8 protein-coding genes and 1 tRNA gene are annotated in these 16,388 nt (G+C 69.7%); 8 read left to right on the top strand and 1 reads right to left on the bottom strand.

What is annotated here, in order from left to right; all coding sequences use genetic code 11:
* Positions 1-27 precede the first annotated feature (27 nt).
* From CAP_RS22425 to CAP_RS22435, 3 genes are all read left to right on the top strand, one after another.
* Positions 28-564 carry a GNAT family N-acetyltransferase gene (locus CAP_RS22425; RefSeq protein WP_044244461.1) on the top strand — a complete coding sequence of 179 codons (537 nt, stop codon included), beginning with the start codon at positions 28-30 and terminating at the stop codon, positions 562-564.
* Positions 565-617: 53 nt separating this feature from the next.
* A complete protein-coding gene (locus CAP_RS45260; RefSeq protein ID WP_052375664.1) occupies positions 618-2,315 on the top strand; it encodes a choice-of-anchor Q domain-containing protein in 1,698 nt (565 codons plus the stop codon).
* A gap of 68 nt (positions 2,316-2,383) precedes the next feature.
* Positions 2,384-2,459: transfer RNA gene (locus CAP_RS22435), tRNA-Arg, on the top strand.
* 21 nt (positions 2,460-2,480) lie between these two features.
* On the opposite strand, the gene CAP_RS22440 is transcribed toward CAP_RS22435, so the two are convergent.
* The gene (locus CAP_RS22440; RefSeq protein WP_156041047.1) at positions 2,481-3,530 is read right to left on the bottom strand and encodes a hypothetical protein; all 1,050 of its coding nucleotides are present in this window, start codon (positions 3,528-3,530) and stop codon (positions 2,481-2,483) included.
* Positions 3,531-3,773: 243 nt separating this feature from the next.
* Here CAP_RS22440 and CAP_RS22445 point away from each other — a divergent pair, with 243 nt between their 5' ends.
* The 5 genes from CAP_RS22445 to CAP_RS22465 are packed head-to-tail and all read left to right on the top strand — an operon-like array spanning position 3,774 to position 16,343.
* On the top strand, positions 3,774-7,130 hold the full coding sequence (locus tag CAP_RS22445; protein ID WP_231511623.1) for a methylmalonyl-CoA mutase family protein: 3,357 nt from the start codon (positions 3,774-3,776) through the stop codon (positions 7,128-7,130).
* Between the two features lie 12 nt (positions 7,131-7,142).
* Positions 7,143-8,918 carry a methylmalonyl-CoA mutase family protein gene (locus tag CAP_RS22450; protein WP_044244466.1) on the top strand — a complete coding sequence of 592 codons (1,776 nt, stop codon included), beginning with the start codon at positions 7,143-7,145 and terminating at the stop codon, positions 8,916-8,918.
* Positions 8,915-11,080, top strand: a complete 2,166-nt coding sequence (gene scpA / locus CAP_RS22455) for a methylmalonyl-CoA mutase (protein WP_044244468.1) — start codon at positions 8,915-8,917, stop codon at positions 11,078-11,080. The genes CAP_RS22450 and scpA overlap by 4 nt, the downstream gene beginning before the upstream one ends.
* Entirely contained in the window at positions 11,077-12,120 is a 1,044-nt protein-coding gene (gene meaB, locus CAP_RS22460; protein WP_044244471.1) for a methylmalonyl Co-A mutase-associated GTPase MeaB, read from the top strand. Before scpA ends, meaB begins: the two co-directional genes overlap by 4 nt.
* A complete protein-coding gene (locus CAP_RS22465; RefSeq protein ID WP_044244473.1) occupies positions 12,117-16,343 on the top strand; it encodes a non-ribosomal peptide synthetase in 4,227 nt (1,408 codons plus the stop codon). The genes meaB and CAP_RS22465 overlap by 4 nt, the downstream gene beginning before the upstream one ends.
* Positions 16,344-16,388 lie beyond the last annotated feature (45 nt).

Genomic DNA, 16,388 nt, shown 5'->3' on the forward strand with positions numbered 1-16,388 from the left:
CGCTTCGCACGCCCGAGCCCTGCCCCCATGCCCCCCAACCAGATCACCCGCATCACCCTCCGCCGTGCCATCCCCCGCGATGCCAGCGCCATCGCCCGCGCCCATGTCGATAGCTGGCAGGCCGCGTACCTCGGCCTGATCCCCGCTGCCGTCCTGAACCGCCTCACCGTCCCCGTCCAGACCGCCAACTGGCGCCGCATCCTCGACGCCGACGAGACCGGGACCCACACCTGGGTCATCGCCAACGACAGCACGGTCCTCGGCTTCTCGAGCGCGGGCCCCTGCCGCGACGACGACGACAACCCCCGCCACGTCGGCGAGATCTACACGCTCTACCTCATCCCTGCCGCGTGGAGCCGGGGCCTCGGCAGCGAGCTGCTCGACACCGCACAGTCCGGCCTCGCCCGCCGCGGCCTGTCCGCGGCCACCTTGTGGGTGCTCGCCGGCAACACCCGCGCGCGCCGCTTTTACGAACTCAACGGCTTCGTGCCGGACGGCGCCCGTAGACCGACGAAGCTCGGTGACGCCGAGCTCACCGAGATGCGCTACCGCCGCGCGCTGTAGAGACGGCTCTGGTAGCCTCGCTGCGCGCCCCCACCGGGCCGCCTGGAGGTTCCATGCCCCTCTCTCGCCCCGCCTCTCGCTTCGCCCTTCCCCTCGTCGCTGGAGCCCTCCTCGCAGCCCTCAGCGCCGCATGCGGCGGCGACGACGCGGGCACGACCGGCGGTGATCCTGGCGGGACGGGAGGAGCCGGCGGCGCAGGTACGGGCGCAGGCGACCCGGGGACTGGCGGCAGCGTCCCCGTCCCACCGCCTCCCGAGGCCACCTGCGAGCCCCCCGTCACGCTCGCCGACGTGACCACACCCTCCACCGTCATCGGCGACGGCACCCCCGGGAGCTGCACCGAAGCGGCGCTCGACGCGGCGCTCGCCGCCGGAGGGACCATCGTCTTCGACTGCGGCCCCGACCCCTTCACCCTCCCCATCACCACCACCAAGGAGATCACCGCCGACACCGTCATCGACGGCGGTGGCCTCATCACCCTCGACGGCGGCAACGCGACCCGCATCCTCGCCCTCGACACCGGCAACTACGAGGCCACGAGCCCCACGCTCACCGTGCAGCGCCTCACCTTCACGCGGGGTCGCGCGAGCGGCACGGCCATCCCCCTCGGCACCGACACCGACGGGGGCGGCGGCGCGATCTACCACCTCGGCGGCACGGTCATCGTCATCGACAGCGTCTTCGACGGCAACGCCTGCGCCGAGGTGGGCCCCGACGTCGCCGGCGGCGCCATCTACGGCATCGGGCGCGGCGAGACCATCGTCGTCGGCAGCACCTTCGTGAACAACCGCGGGGCCAACGGCGGCGCCCTCGGCGCGCTCGGCACCGCCCTCACGATCGTGAACAGCACCCTCGTGAACAACACCGCCACCGGGGAGGGCGCGAACTACATCGACGGCAGCGGCCAGCAGGCAGGTCGCGGGGGCAATGGTGGCGCCATCGTGATGGACGGCCAGGGCCGCACCCTGACCATCTGCGGCACCCTCGTCCGTGGCAACAACGGCGGCGCCCTCGGCGGCGCGCTCTTCCGCACCGGCTACGAGAGCGAGCCCACCACCATCGACCGCTCCCACTTCGACGACAACGCGGTCACCGACAGGACCGACGATCTGCCGAGTGGCGCCGGGGGTCTCTACATCCAGGGCACCCACGTGACCATGACCGCGACCACCGTCTCCGGAAACGCTGCCCGTTCGAGCGCCGGGCTCTGGATCCTCGGGCATGGTGCTGCCGCGGCCACCGCCGATCTCACCAACGTCACCCTCTCCGGCAACGCGACCTGGCCCCGCGAGGACTTCACCACGCGCGGCATCGGCGGCGGCCTCGTCATCGGCGACAACACCACCGGGACCTTGCTCAACTGCACCATCGCCGGCAACCAGGCGCAGTTCGCGTCCGGCATCGCGCGGGTCAGCAGCCTGACCCTGCGCAACACCATCGTCAGCAACGAGGCCGACAACGAGTACACCCCGCTCAACTGCACGGGCAGCGCGTACAACACGCCCTCGGGCTCCGGCGAGCACAACCTCCAGTGGCCGAATGGCCTCCAGGACGATCTCGACTGCACGCCCGGCATCCTCCGCGCCGATCCGCTCCTCGGCCCCCTCGACGATCACGGCGGCCCTGCCCCCGCGATGGCCCCTCTGGAAGGGAGCCCCGTCCTCGGCGCGGGCACCGACTGTCCCCCGACCGATCAGCGCGGCAACCCGCGCGACACGACCTCCTGCGCCCTCGGCGCCTACGAGCCCTGATCCGACGGCGAGCAGCTTCAGGCCAGCATTGACCTGCGCGTCAGGGCATGAAAGTCTGCGCGCCCCCTGCCCCCGTAGCTCAGTGGATAGAGCAGCGGTTTCCTAAACCGAAGGTCGCAAGTTCAATTCTTGCCGGGGGTGCCAAAGGAGCCTGCACACCCTGCCTCAGGGCAGGGGCCCGAGCGGCACCGCATGGTCCACGAGGACGAGTCGGCCGTCGTCGCAGCCGACGACGAGGGCGGCGCCGACCTGCGTGCCTACCTGCGTCACGGCGGTGATCGCCGCAGGTAGCTCGACACGCGCGACCTCCTCGCCCTCCGCGTCGAGGAACCTCAGCCGTGTCGAGGCCACACGCCGCGCCCGCGCGCTCTCCTTGCCTCCGCCGGGCCACTGGACCTCAGCGCGCACGAGCGCCGCGTTGCCCTCTTCGAGCGCCACGAGATGCGTCACGTCCTCGAAGCGCGCCTCGATGTCCAGCGGCGCCCGGTCCGCGTGGGGGAGACGCTCGTCGCCGCCCGGGGGCGGGACGGGCAGGCACGCGGTGCCCACGAGGCACCCACGCACACCGAGCGCCACGGCGATGGGCTCGTGCTCCGAGGGGCGCATCGTCTCCCCCAGCACCACGTCGAGCACCCGACGGCCGCTCGACACCTCCGCCACGACCAGCACCTCTTGCTGGCCCCACCCCCAGTCCCCGACGCTCGTGTAGTGAACGTCGAGCCCAGTCAACGCGACGGTCTCCCCGTCTGCGCTCAGCGCCACCCGGTCGACCTCGAAGCAGTCCCGGGTCTCCGGCTCGATCTTGCCGAGCCACGCCCCGCACGCCTCGTCCACGATCTCCACCGAATCGTTCCGGTACGACCCGGAGAGCATCCCTCCCGCGGGCACGATGCGCGCCGAGACCGGGGCTCGCGCTGCCGGACACCACCGCCTGCACGCGCCGATGTTGTAACGCGTCACCGCTCCAGAGGCGCGCTCCAGGAGGACGACCTCTCCGGACTGCGCGACGAAGTACACCCGGTCTCCCCAGCCTCCCGCGCCTGCCAGCGGACCTGCGAGCACACCTACGGCACGCGGGGTCACGGGGAGAGGTGCCGAGGTGGGGACGACGAAGCAAGCACCACCATCGCACACGACGGCGAGCACATCCGCCTCTGCAACGAGGGCGAGGATCCTGGGGGCGGCGGGAAGCTGGGCCAGTGTCGTCCGTGGCACGAGGGCAGGAGCCTACCGAGGCTTGACTATGAAACCGAGCGCCATGAAGGTAGGCCGCCGATGCCGCTGAAAGCCCCTCATCGGGGGGATCGACGCCTACACCGCCACCCCGAGAGCACCTGAGAAGGAGGGTCTCGTCTCGTGCAGCCTCCTGCCGCCACCGCACCGTACAGCCCCCGCCACCACGTCCGCCTCGTGAGCGCTGCCTCGCTCTTCGATGGTCACGACGCCGCGATCAACGTCATGCGCCGGCTGATGCAGTCCTCCGGCGCGGAGGTCGTGCACCTCGGGCACAACCGCTCCGTCGCCGAGATCGTCAACTGCGCGATCCAGGAGGACGTCCAGGGAATCGCCATCACCTCCTACCAGGGAGGTCACGTCGAGTACTTCAAGTACATGATCGATCTCCTGCGGAAAGCGGGAGCGCGGATCGAGGTCTTCGGCGGGGGTGGCGGGACGATCCTCCCCTCCGAGATCCAGGAGCTGCACGAGTACGGCGTCTCCCGCATCTACTCCCCCGACGACGGCCGGGCGATGGGGCTGCAGGGGATGATCAACGATCTCCTGGCGAGGTGTGACTTCGAGAAGCGCTCCCCGGACTTCGAGCCGCTCCTCGCGCGCCTCGGCCAGCGTGAGCCCGACACCATCGCGGCGCTCATCACCATCGCCGAGAATTTCCCCGAAGCAGGCGACAAGCTGCGCGCGGCGCTGGCGGCGCTCCCCCCTCGGGAGCGCAGAGCCCCGGTGCTCGGGATCACTGGCACCGGCGGCGCTGGCAAGTCGAGCCTCGTCGACGAGCTGGTGCGCCGCTTCCTCGCGGAGAGCGAGGACAAAACGATGGCGGTGCTCTCGGTCGATCCCTCGAAGCGCAAGTCGGGTGGGGCCCTGCTCGGCGACCGCATCCGCATGAACGCAATCGACGACCCGCGCATCTACATGCGCTCCCTCGCGACGCGCCAGTCGAACCTGGCCCTCTCCAAGCACGTGGGGGAGTCGATCGAGGTGTGCCGGGCGGCCGGCTTCGATCTCATCATCGTCGAGACCTCGGGCATCGGGCAGTCCGACACCGAGATCACCGAGTACGCCGACGTGTCGCTCTACCTGATGACGGCGGAGTACGGCGCCGCGACCCAGCTCGAGAAGATCGACATGCTCGACTTCGCCGACATCGTCGCCATCAACAAGTTCGACAAGCGGGGCTCGCTGGACGCGCTGCGCGACGTGAAGAAGCAGTGGCGGCGCAACCACAACGCCTTCACCGTCGCCGACGAGGACCTCCCGGTCTACGGGACGATCGCCTCGCAGTTCAACGACCCGGGGATGAACCGGCTGTACCGGACGATCATGCAGCTCGTCGCCAGGAAGACGGGGGCGCCCCTCGACCCGCGGACGGAGATCACCGCCGGCATGAGCGAGAAGCGCTGGATCATCCCGCCGGAGCGCACCCGTTACCTCGCCGAGATCGTCGACACCTGCGACGCCTACGACGCCTTCGTGCGCGCCCAGGCGGCGATCGCGCGGCGGATGTACCAGCTCCACGGCACCATCGAGGCCCTCCGCGCCAACGTGGGCAAGAAGCGCCTGGAGATCGTGGAGCCCGCCGGCCCCACCGACACCGTGCAGGTCACCCAGCGCATCGAAGGGGAGCCAGCGTTTCTCGGCGAGATCGTGGATCTCTACCGCGACCTGGAGGTGCGCCTCGCGCCCGAGTGCAAGCAGCTCCTCGACGAGTGGCCCGCCACCAAGCGCCGCTACGCGGCTGCGAAGTACCAGTTCCAGGTACGCGACAAGGTGATCGAGCTCGACCTCGTCTCCGAGTCGCTCTCGCACCTGCGCATCCCCAAGGTCTCCTTGCCCAGGTACGAGGACTGGGGCGACGTGCTCACCTGGCTCCTCCGCGAGGCGCCCCCCGGGCAGTTCCCCTTCACCGCCGGCGTCTTCCCGCTCAAGCGGGAGAACGAGGATCCGGCGCGCATGTTCGCGGGCGAAGGCGGCCCCGAGCGCACCAACAGGCGCTTCCACTACGTGTCGCGCGGCCTGCCTGCCAAGCGGCTCTCGACGGCGTTCGACTCCGTCACGCTCTATGGAGAGGACCCCGACCACCGGCCCGACATCTACGGGAAGGTCGGCAACTCCGGCGTCTCGATCGCCAACGTGGACGACGCCAAGAAGCTCTACTCGGGCTTCGACCTGTCCGATCCGACGACGTCGGTCTCGATGACCATCAACGGCCCGGCGCCGATGCTGCTCGGCTTCTTCCTCAACGCCGCCATCGACCAGGGCTGCGAGAAATGGATCCGGAGCCAGGGGAAGGTCGCCGAGATCGAGCAGAAGATCACCGAGATCTTCGCGCAGCGCGGGGTGCCGCGGCCGAGCTACCAGGGAGCGCTCCCCGAGGGCAACGACGGGCTCGGCCTCATGCTCCTCGGCGTGTCCGGCGACGAGGTCCTGCCCCACGAGGTGTACACGAAGATCCGCGCGGCAACGCTCTCCGCGGTGCGGGGGACGGTGCAGGCCGACATCCTCAAGGAGGATCAGGCCCAGAACACCTGCATTTTCTCGACCGAGTTCGCGCTGCGGCTCATGGGCGACATCCAGCAGCACTTCATCGAGAACAAGGTCCGGAACTTCTACTCCGTCTCGATCTCCGGCTACCACATCGCCGAGGCCGGGGCGAACCCCATCTCCCAGCTCGCGTTCACGCTCGCGAACGGGTTCACGTTCGTCGAGTACTACCTCTCGCGCGGGATGCACATCGACGACTTCGCCCCGAACCTGTCGTTCTTCTTCTCGAACGGCATGGATCCCGAATACACGGTGATCGGGCGGGTGGCGCGGCGCATCTGGTCGAGGACGATCCGCGACAAGTACCGCGGCAACGAGCGCTCGCAGAAGCTCAAGTACCACATCCAGACGTCGGGCCGCTCGCTGCACGCCCAGGAGATCGCGTTCAACGACATCCGCACCACGCTGCAGGCCCTCCTCGCCTTGCAGGACAACTGCAACTCCCTCCACACGAACGCCTACGACGAGGCGATCACCACGCCGACCGAGGAGAGCGTGCGGCGGGCGCTCGCCATCCAGCTCGTCATCACCAAGGAGTTCGGCCTGGCCAAGAACGAGAACCCGACCCAGGGCTCGTTCATCGTCGAGGAGCTGACGGACCTCGTGGAGGCGGCGGTGCTGAACGAGTTCCGCTCGATCTCCGAGCGCGGCGGCGTGCTCGGCGCGATGGAGCGCATGTACCAACGCTCCAAGATCCAGGAAGAGTCGCTCTACTACGAGACCCTCAAGCACAACGGGGAGCTGCCCATCATCGGGGTCAACACCTTCCTCGATCCGAAGGGTTCGCCCACGGTGGCGCCTCCCGAGGTCATCCGCGCCACCACGGAAGAGAAGGACTACGCGATCACCTCGCGCGACGCCTTCTGGAAGCGCAACGCGGCGGTGGCGCCGGCAGCCCTGGATGCGGTGCAGCGCGCGGCGCTCGACGGGGGCAACGTCTTCGACGCGCTCATGGAGGCCTGCAAGGTCTGCACGCTCGGCCAGCTCTCGGGAGCGCTCTACCAGGTCGGCGGACAGTACCGGCGCAACATGTAGGAGGAGCCCGCGGTGGAGTTTTCACCCGTCACCGTCGCCGAGTGGCGAGCACAGGTCGAGAAGGAGCTCGCGGGCAAGCCGTTCGACGCGGCGCTCGTCCACGAGGCGATGGAGGGCATCCTCGTCGCGCCGCTCTACACCGAGGGCCCTCGGGCCACGCTGGCCACACTGGCCCCGCGCGAGCGGCGCGGGGTGCCGTTCCGGATCTGCATGCGCCATGAGCCCGGCGCAGCCGCCGACGACAGCGCTGGTGACGCCGATCTCAAGGCAGGCGCCGACCTCAAGGCAGACGCCGATCTCAAGGCAGACGTCGAAGGAGGCGCCGACGCGCTGTGGCTCGGGCTGGAGAGGGCGCTCACGCGCGACGACCTGGCCCGCAGGTTCCACGTCATCGACATGGACGAGGCCTCCTCGGCGGAGGACCTGGAGAGCGCCGTGGGCCGGCTCGCGCCCGTCGCCACGTCGGGCTTCGCCCTGACCCTGGATCCGCTCGCGCGGCGCGCGCGGGGGAGCGCGCCTTTCATGACCCTGGCGGAAGACCTCACGACCCTCGGGCGCGTGGCGCGGGCCGTCGAGGAGCACGCGCAAGGCGCGACCGCGGCGATGGTCTCCACGCTCCCGTACCATGAGGCTGGCGCAGACGCGGCCGACGAGATCGCCTTCGCGCTCTCCACCGGCGCGCGCTACCTCGACGCGCTGCTCTCATCGGGCCTCTCGCCCGATCAGGCGGCGCGCCAGATCGCGGTGCAGGTCTCCGTCGGCAGGGACACCTTCCTGGAACTCTGCAAGCTGCGCGCGCTCCGGACGTGCTGGCAGAAGCTGCTCGCGGCGCTCGCGGCCGTGGACACGCGCCGCGCGGGCCCCGCGGAGGCGACGCTGATCCACGCGGTCTGCTCGTCACGGACGCTCACCGCGCGTGACCCCTGGGTGAACATGCTGCGCGTCACCACCCAGGTGTTCTCCGCGGTCCTCGGCGGCGCCGATCTCGTCACCCCCAGCGCCTTCGACCAGGCCCTGGGCGCCCCCTCCGCGCTCGGTCGGCGCGTCGCGCGCAACACGGGCCTCGTCCTCCGCGAGGAGAGCTTCCTCGGCAGGGTGATCGACCCCGCGGGCGGCGCGTACTACTTCGAGACCCTCACCGATGCGCTCGCGCGCGAAGCCTGGCGCCGCTTCCGGGCCATCGAGCGGGAAGGCGGCATCACCGCCGCCCTGGAGAGCGGCCGGATCTCGGCGAAGCTCGACGCGGCCTGGCACGACTGGCTCGCCCGGATCGCCAAGCGCAAGGCGCCGATCCTGGGGGTGTCGGAGTTCGCGAACCTCGACGAGACCCTCCCGCGCCCGGCCCCGCGCGACGAAGCTCCGCAGGCCTCCCCCGGGGCCCTCGCAGCCCACCGCGACGCAACGATCTTCGAGGCCCTGCGCGCGCGCGCAGAGGCCGCGGGTACGCCTCCGGAGGCGCTGCTGGTGACCCTCGGCCCCTTTGCCGAGTCCCGCGCGCGCGTCGGCTTCGCCACTGGCTTCCTCGGCGCGGGCGGCATCCGCACCCGCGAGAGCACCGCGGACGAGGGTGTCCCCCTCGCCTGCCTCTGCGGAAGCGACGAGCGCTATGCCGCCGAGGCCGTGGACCGCGCGCGGGCGCTCAAGGCTGCGGGTTGCAGGCGCGTCCTCGTCGCCGGGAGGCCCGGGCGGCTCGAAGCTCCGCTGCGCGAGGCAGGCGTCGACGGCTTCATCTTCATCGGCTGCGACGTGGTCGCTGTGCTCTCCGAACTCCTGGAGGTGCCGTCATGAGCCACCGTCTCCCTGACTTCGCGGGCCTCGACTTCGACGCCGTGCAGGTAGACGCCGCACCGGCGGTCACCGGAACCACGCGCCCCGCGGGCCCCGCGGACACCTGGGATACCCCCGAAGGAATCCCCCACCGGCAGATCTACACGGCCGACGACCTCGCGGGCGTCGCCCACCTCGGCAGCCTCCCCGGCTTCGCGCCGTTCGTGCGCGGCCCCTACCCGACGATGTACGTCCAGAAGCCCTGGACCGTGCGGCAGTACGCGGGGTTCTCGACGGCCGAGGAGTCCAACGCCTTCTACCGGCGCAACCTCGCCGCGGGGCAGATGGGCCTGTCCATCGCCTTCGATCTGGCCACCCACCGCGGGTACGACAGCGACCACCCGCGCGTCAGCGGCGACGTCGGCATGGCCGGCGTGGCGATCGACTCCATCCTCGACATGCGCCTGCTCTTCGACGGCATCCCGCTCGACAAGATGAGCGTGTCGATGACCATGAACGGCGCGGTCCTGCCGATCCTCGCCCTCTACATCGTCGCCGCGGAGGAGCAGGGCGTCTCGCCGGAGAAGCTCACCGGCACCATCCAGAACGACATCCTCAAGGAGTTCATGGTGCGGAACACCTACATCTATCCGCCCGCTCCCTCGATGCGGATCATCGCCGACATCTTCGCGTTCACCTCGCAGAAGATGCCGAAGTTCAACTCGATCTCCATCTCCGGCTACCACATGCAAGAAGCCGGGGCGACCGCGGACCTGGAGCTCGGGTACACCCTCGCCGACGGCCTCGAGTACGTGCGCACCGGCATCGCCGCGGGGATGAACGTGGACGCCTTCGCGCCGCGCCTCTCGTTCTTCTTCGCGATCGGGATGAACTTCTTCATGGAGGTGGCGAAGCTCCGCGCCGCGCGCCTCCTCTGGGCGGAGCTGATGGCGCGCTTCTCGCCGAAGAGCCAGAAGAGCCTCGCCCTCCGCACCCACTGCCAGACCTCCGGCTGGTCGCTCACCGCGCAGGACGTCTACAACAACGTGATCCGCACCTGCATCGAGGCGATGGCGGCGACGCAGGGCCACACCCAGAGCCTCCACACCAACTCGCTCGACGAGGCGCTCGCGCTCCCCACCAACTTCTCCGCGCGCATCGCCCGCAACACCCAGCTCCAGCTCCAGCTCGAGTCGGGTACCTGCCGGCCCGTCGACCCGTGGGGAGGCAGCTACTACGTCGAGCGGCTCACCCACGACCTCGCCGCCCGCGCCCGGGCGCACATCGAGGAGGTCGAGGCGCTCGGCGGCATGGTCAAGGCCATCGAGGCCGGCGTGCCCAAGCTCCGGATCGAGGAGGCCGCCGCCCGCACCCAGGCCCGCATCGACTCCGGCCGCCAGGCCATCGTGGGCGTGAACCGCTTCCGCCCCACCAGCGACGAGGCGGTCCCCGTGCTGAAGGTCGACAACGCCGCCGTCCGGCGCACGCAGATCGAGCGGCTGGAGCGGCTCCGGCGCGAGCGCGACGAGTCCGCGTGCCGAAGCACCCTCGACGCCCTCACGGCCTGCGCGGAGGGCGGCGGGGGCAACCTGCTCGAGCTGGCGACGCACGCCGCGCGGGCCCGCGCCACGGTGGGTGAGATCTCGATGGCGCTCGAAAAGGTGTGGGGACGCCACCAGGCCGAGATCCGCTCCATCGCCGGCGTGTACGCGGGCGAGGTGGGAGAAAGCATAGTCTCCGTGGCGACGGCGCGAGAGCGCACCAGGGCGTTCCTCGATCGGGAAGGCCGAAGGCCGCGCATCCTCGTCGCCAAGATGGGCCAGGACGGCCACGACCGCGGCCAGAAGGTGATCGCCACCGCCTTCGCCGACCTCGGCTTCGACGTCGACATCGGCCCGCTCTTCCAGACGCCCGAGGAGACGGCGCAGGCCGCCGTGGAGAACGACGTCCACGTCGTCGGCGCGAGTTCCCTCGCAGCCGGCCACCTGACCCTCGTCCCTGCGCTGCGGGCAGCCCTCGCGGACCTCGGCCGCCCCGACATCCTGGTCGTCGTCGGCGGGGTCATCCCTCCCGACGACTACCCGGCGCTGCGCGAGGCCGGAGCGGCGGAGATCTTCGGGCCCGGCACCGTGATCGCCGAGGCAGCCTGTGCCCTCATCGATCGCCTGGAAGAAGGTCGATGACCCGGAAGCGCCCGCGCCTGGCGCTCGACGAGTACGAGCGCGGTGTCCGCGCGTGCGACCGGGCCATCCTCGCGCAGGCGATCACCCTCGTCGAGAGCCGCGACGAGGCCGACGCCGCGCTCGCGCAGGCGCTCCTCATCCGGCTCCTGCCCGCAACGGGGAACGCGCGCCGGGTCGGCATCACCGGCGTGCCCGGGGTCGGCAAGAGCACCTTCGTGGACGAGCTGGGGATGCGCCTCCTCGGGCGCGGCAGCCAGGTGGCGGTCCTGGCGATCGACCCGTCGAGCACCATCTCGGGCGGCTCCATCCTCGGCGACAAGACCCGCATGGCCAGGCTCTCGCTCGAGCGGCGCGCCTTCATCCGGCCCTCGCCGAGCGGGCTCTCTCCCGGCGGCATCGCCCGGCGCACCCGCGAGACCATGCTCCTCTGCGAGGCCGCGGGGTTCGACGTGATCCTGGTCGAGACGGTGGGCGTCGGGCAGGGCGAGACCGCGGTCAGTGACATGGTCGACTTCTTCCTGGTCCTGGCGCTCCCAGGCTCCGGCGACGAGCTGCAGGGCATCAAGAAGGGCATCCTGGAGCTTGCCGACGCCATCGCCGTCAACAAGTGCGACGGCGACGGGGCGGCCCGCGCCCGCACCTCGCTCGGCAACCTGCGGGCAGCCCTTCGCTACCTGCCCCGAAGGCGCCCGAGCTGGGAGGCCCACGCCCTCGCCGTCTCGGGCCTGACCGGGGAAGGGCTCGACGCGCTCTGGGACGTGGTCGAGGAGCACCGCCGCACGCTCGAAGCCTCCGGGGACCTCGCCGCGACGCGCGCCGAGCAGCAGCGCTCGTGGATGTGGTCCCTGATCACCGAGCGGCTGGAGCGCACCTTCCGCGCGCATCCGGGGGTCGCGCGGCGCCTCGCGCAGCTCGAGGCCGACGTGGTCGCAGGCCGCACGACGCCACCGATCGCTACCGACAAGCTCTTCGCCGCCTTCGCGCTCCCGCCAGACGCAGCCGAGCCGGCCACTGGTGTAAAGGACCTCGTTGAATCATGAGTATCAGCCAGCTTCTGAGCGATCTTGCGCGGCAGGGCATCAAGCTTCTGGCAGACGGTGATCAGCTCCAGATTCGAGCCCCCAGGGGCACCCTGAGCGCCGATCTGCGCGGCAGGATTGTGGAGAACAAATCGGCGATCCTGTCGCTGCTCCAGCGCGATCCCCTCGAGGGAAACCTCGAGGCGCAGGCCTCCGCCGTGACTGTCCCCGCGGATCGGCACCTGCCCTTCCCGCTCACGGACATCCAGAAGGCCTACTGGATGGGCCGCACAGGCGCGTTCGCGGTGCCGACGGGCATCCACCTGTACCAGGAATACGACTGTGTCGATCTCGACATCGAGCGGCTGGACCGCGCGTTTCGCAGCGTCGTCAATCGGCACGGCATGCTGCGGGCCAGGACGCTGCCCGAGATGCACCAGGTCGTCGAGCCCGAGCTCGACAGCGCCATCGAGGTGGTCGACATGCGCGCCCTCTCGACGAGCGACATCGAGGCGAGGCTCGCCTCGATGCGAGGGGCGATGTCCCATCGCATCTATGACACCGAGCGCCTGCCTCTCCACCACATCGTCGCCGCGCGCGTCGACGACCGGCGGGTCCGGCTCCTGGTCAGCATCGATCTGATCAACGTCGACGCCGGCAGCCTGGCCATCCTGTTCAAGGACTGGATGAGCTACTACACGGCCCCCGGCACGCCACTCCCCCCCCTGGAACTTTCGTACCGGGATTACGTGCTCGCGCTGGAGGCGCGGAAGAACCTCGATCCCTACAGGCGATCCCTTGAGTACTGGAAGCGGCGCGCCGCGGAGCTGCCTCCCGCGCCTGCCCTCCCGATGGCCGCTGACCCGGCGACCGTCGGGAAGGTAGGCTTCGAGCACCACGAAGTGAGCCTGTCGGCGGCCTCGTGGGATCGCCTCAAAGAGCGGGCCAGGGAGGCGCAGCTCACGCCGACAGTCGTCCTCCTCGCCGCTTATGCAGAGGTGCTCGGCTGGTGGAGCGCGGTTCCGCGGTTCACCATGAACGTCACGTTCTTCAACCGGCTCCCCCTCCATCCCGAGGTGAATCACATCATCGGAGATTTCACGTCGATGCTCTTGATGGACATCGACACCTCGTCGGGCCAGACGTTCGAGCAGCGCGCACAGGGGATCCAGCAGCAGCTCTGGGAGGCCATGGAGCACCGCGAGGTGAGCGGGATCGAGGTGCAGCGGGAGGTCGCCCGGATCTGGAGGCAGCACCAGGGCGCGCTGTTCCCCGTGGTGTTCACGAGCATGTTGAACAAGAGGGTCGAGGGGATGGACGCGCTGAACGGGCTCGGCGAGTGCGTCTATTCGATCACGCAGACCCCGCAGCTCTTGCTGGACCACCAGGTCTCGGAGCGGGACGGGGCCATCACCCTCGTGTGGGACATCGTCTCGGGGGTCTACCCCGAGGGGTTCATCCGCGACATGTTCCAGGCCTACACGGAGATCCTCGGCCGGCTCGCCGATGAGGATGCGCCCTGGAGGCAGGCCTCGATCGATATCTTGCCGGCGGCGCAGCGGGCCCGGCGCGAGGCCGTGAACGCGACCGGCGCGGACTTCCCCGAGGAGCTGATCCATGAGCTCTTCGCGCAGCAGGCTGCCGCGGCCCCGGATCGGGTCGCGGTGATCACGTCAGAGAAGATCCTCACGTACGGAGAGCTGGATCGCCTCTCGAATCAGCTCGCGCACGAGCTGCGGGCCATGGGTGTGGGGCCAGACGATCGTGTGCCCATCCTCATGGAGAAGGGCTGGGAGCAGATCGTTGCGGTCTTCGGGGTGCTCAAGGCCGGCGGCGCGTATGTCCCCCTCGACGCAGCCGGCTCGGAGGAACGCCTGAAGCGCATCGTGCAGGACAGCGAGGCCCGCGTCGCGCTGACCCAGGCCGAGCACGCGCCGAGCCTCTCCTGGCTCGAAGGCGTGCGGTTGCTGGTGGTCGACGGGCGCGCGGCGCTGGCAGGCGAGGACCGGCCGCTCTCCTCGGTGCAGGGACCGCGCAACCTGGCCTATGTCCTCTATACCTCGGGCTCCACGGGGCAGCCGAAGGGGGTGATGATCGAGCACCGCAGCGTGACGCACCGGATGATGGAGGTCGCGACACGCTGGAACCTCCGTCCAGAGGATCGTGCGCTCGCAGTGACGGCGCTGCACCATGACCTGTCGGTCTTCGACATGGTCTGCGTCCTCGGCGTGGTCGGCGGGGCGATCGTCCTGCCCGACGCGGACAAGACGCGGGATCCAGCGCACTGGATCGCGCTCATGAGGGAACACAAGGTGACCCTCTGGAACTCGGTACCGGCATTCCTTCAGATGCTGGTGGAGCACGCGGAGCACCGGCTGGCTCAGGACGATGCCGTGCCGACCTCGCTGCGCTGGGTGATCCTCTCGGGCGATTTCATCCCCGTCGATCTCCCAGATCGCCTGCGCGCGCTGCTCGGTGGGGTCGAGGTGGTCGGCGCTGGGGGCCCGACCGAGACCACGGTCTGGGACATCTGTTATCCCATCGGCAAGGTCGATCCGACGTGGAAGAGCATCCCCTACGGGAAGCCCATGCGGGGCGCCAGCTACCATGTACTGAACGAGCGGCTGCGCGAGTGCCCGGACTGGGTCCCGGGCGAGCTGTACATCGGTGGCGTCGGGCTGGCGCGAGGCTACCTGCGCGATGAAGAGAAGACGCGGGAGCGCTTCATCACGCACCCGTCGACCGGGGAGCGCCTCTACAGATCGGGCGACAAGGGCCGATGGTTGCCCGACGGGAACATCGAGATCCTTGGTCGGGCAGACCTGCAGATCAAGATCCGCGGCTACCGCATCGAGCCGGCAGAGGTCGAGGAAGCGCTCAAGAAGGATCCGGGCGTGCGTGACGCCGTGGTCGTCGCCGTGGGAGACAGTGCGGCGAGCAAGCGGCTGGTCGCCTACGTGGTCCGAGAGCGCGGAGAGGCGCGCACGGAGCCGCCTGTCCACGCCGACAAGCCCGTTCAGGAACCAGGCACGCTGAGCGATGCGGAGAAGGGGCAGTTCATCCTGGGCCGCCCTGGTCTGCGCCACGACGTCGGCGACAAGCCGCTCGTGAATCTCGGCGCACCGGAGCAAGGAGATGCCTCGCTCGAGAGCTACGCCCGACGCCGCAGCATCAGGACCTTCCTTGAAGCGCCGATCCTGCTCGCGGATCTCGGCCGCTTCCTGAGCTGCCTGTCCCTGGTAGAACCCGAGGGCGCGGTGCTCCCCAAGTACCTCTACCCCTCAGCGGGGGGCCTGTACGCCGTCCAGACCTATCTTCACGTCAAGCCGGGCCGCGTCGAGGGTCTCGAGGGTGGCTACTACTACCACGATCCCCGGGGCAACCAGCTACGGAGGCTCTCCGATGAGGGCCTCGATGCCCAGGTACACGCACCTTCCAACGTCGACATGTTCGCGGAGGCGGCGTTCGTCGTGCTGTTCGTGGGGAAGCTCGACGCGCTCAAGCCTGTCTTCGGCTCGCTCGCGCGTGATCTCTGCCTGCTGGAAGCCGGCTACATGGGTCAGTTGCTGATGGATCGGGCGCCGTCCTGCACCCTCGGGCTCTGCCCCGTGAGCGCTATCGACTTCGAGCGCGTCCGGCCAGCGCTCGGCGCGGACCCCTCCTGCGTCCTCGTGCATGGCATCCTGGGAGGTCGGGTAGATCCCGATCAGTACGCCGTCTCGGCGCTCGGGCAGGAGTCATCTCCGAAGCGTGCGCTCCGGGCCCGGGGAGAAGATCTCTCGGAGCTCCTCAAGCGCACGCTCCGCACGAGGCTCCCCGAGTACATGATTCCGAGCGTCTTCATCGAGATCGAGGCCCTGCCGCTGACGTCCAACGGCAAGGTGGATCGCAAGGCGCTGCTCGATCTCAAGCAAGCCCCGGCGGAGCCTCAGGGAGAGCGGATCCTGCCGCGCAACGCGCTCGAGGAGAGCCTGGCCGCGATCGTGAAAGAGGTTCTCGGGATCGCGGAGATCGGGATCGATCAACACCTGTTCGACATGGGGGCCACGTCGGTCCACGTGATCACGATCGCGGGCCGGCTGCGCAAACTCACCGGCCGCGATGTGCCAGTCACCGAGGTGTTCCGCTCCCCGAACATCGGCGCGCTCGCGGCCGCCCTGAGCGGGCCTCAGGGCGAGGCCGTCTCCCTGCGGCGGGCACAGGACCGCGTGGAGGCCCGAAGAAAAGCCCGCATGCGCCGCTGAGGGAGGTCGCGCAGGCCGCTCTCGACGCCCACGAAAGGGCGAGAT

It is taken from the genome of Chondromyces apiculatus DSM 436 (genome assembly GCF_000601485.1).
Lineage (GTDB): Bacteria > Myxococcota_A > Polyangia > Polyangiales > Polyangiaceae > Chondromyces > Chondromyces apiculatus.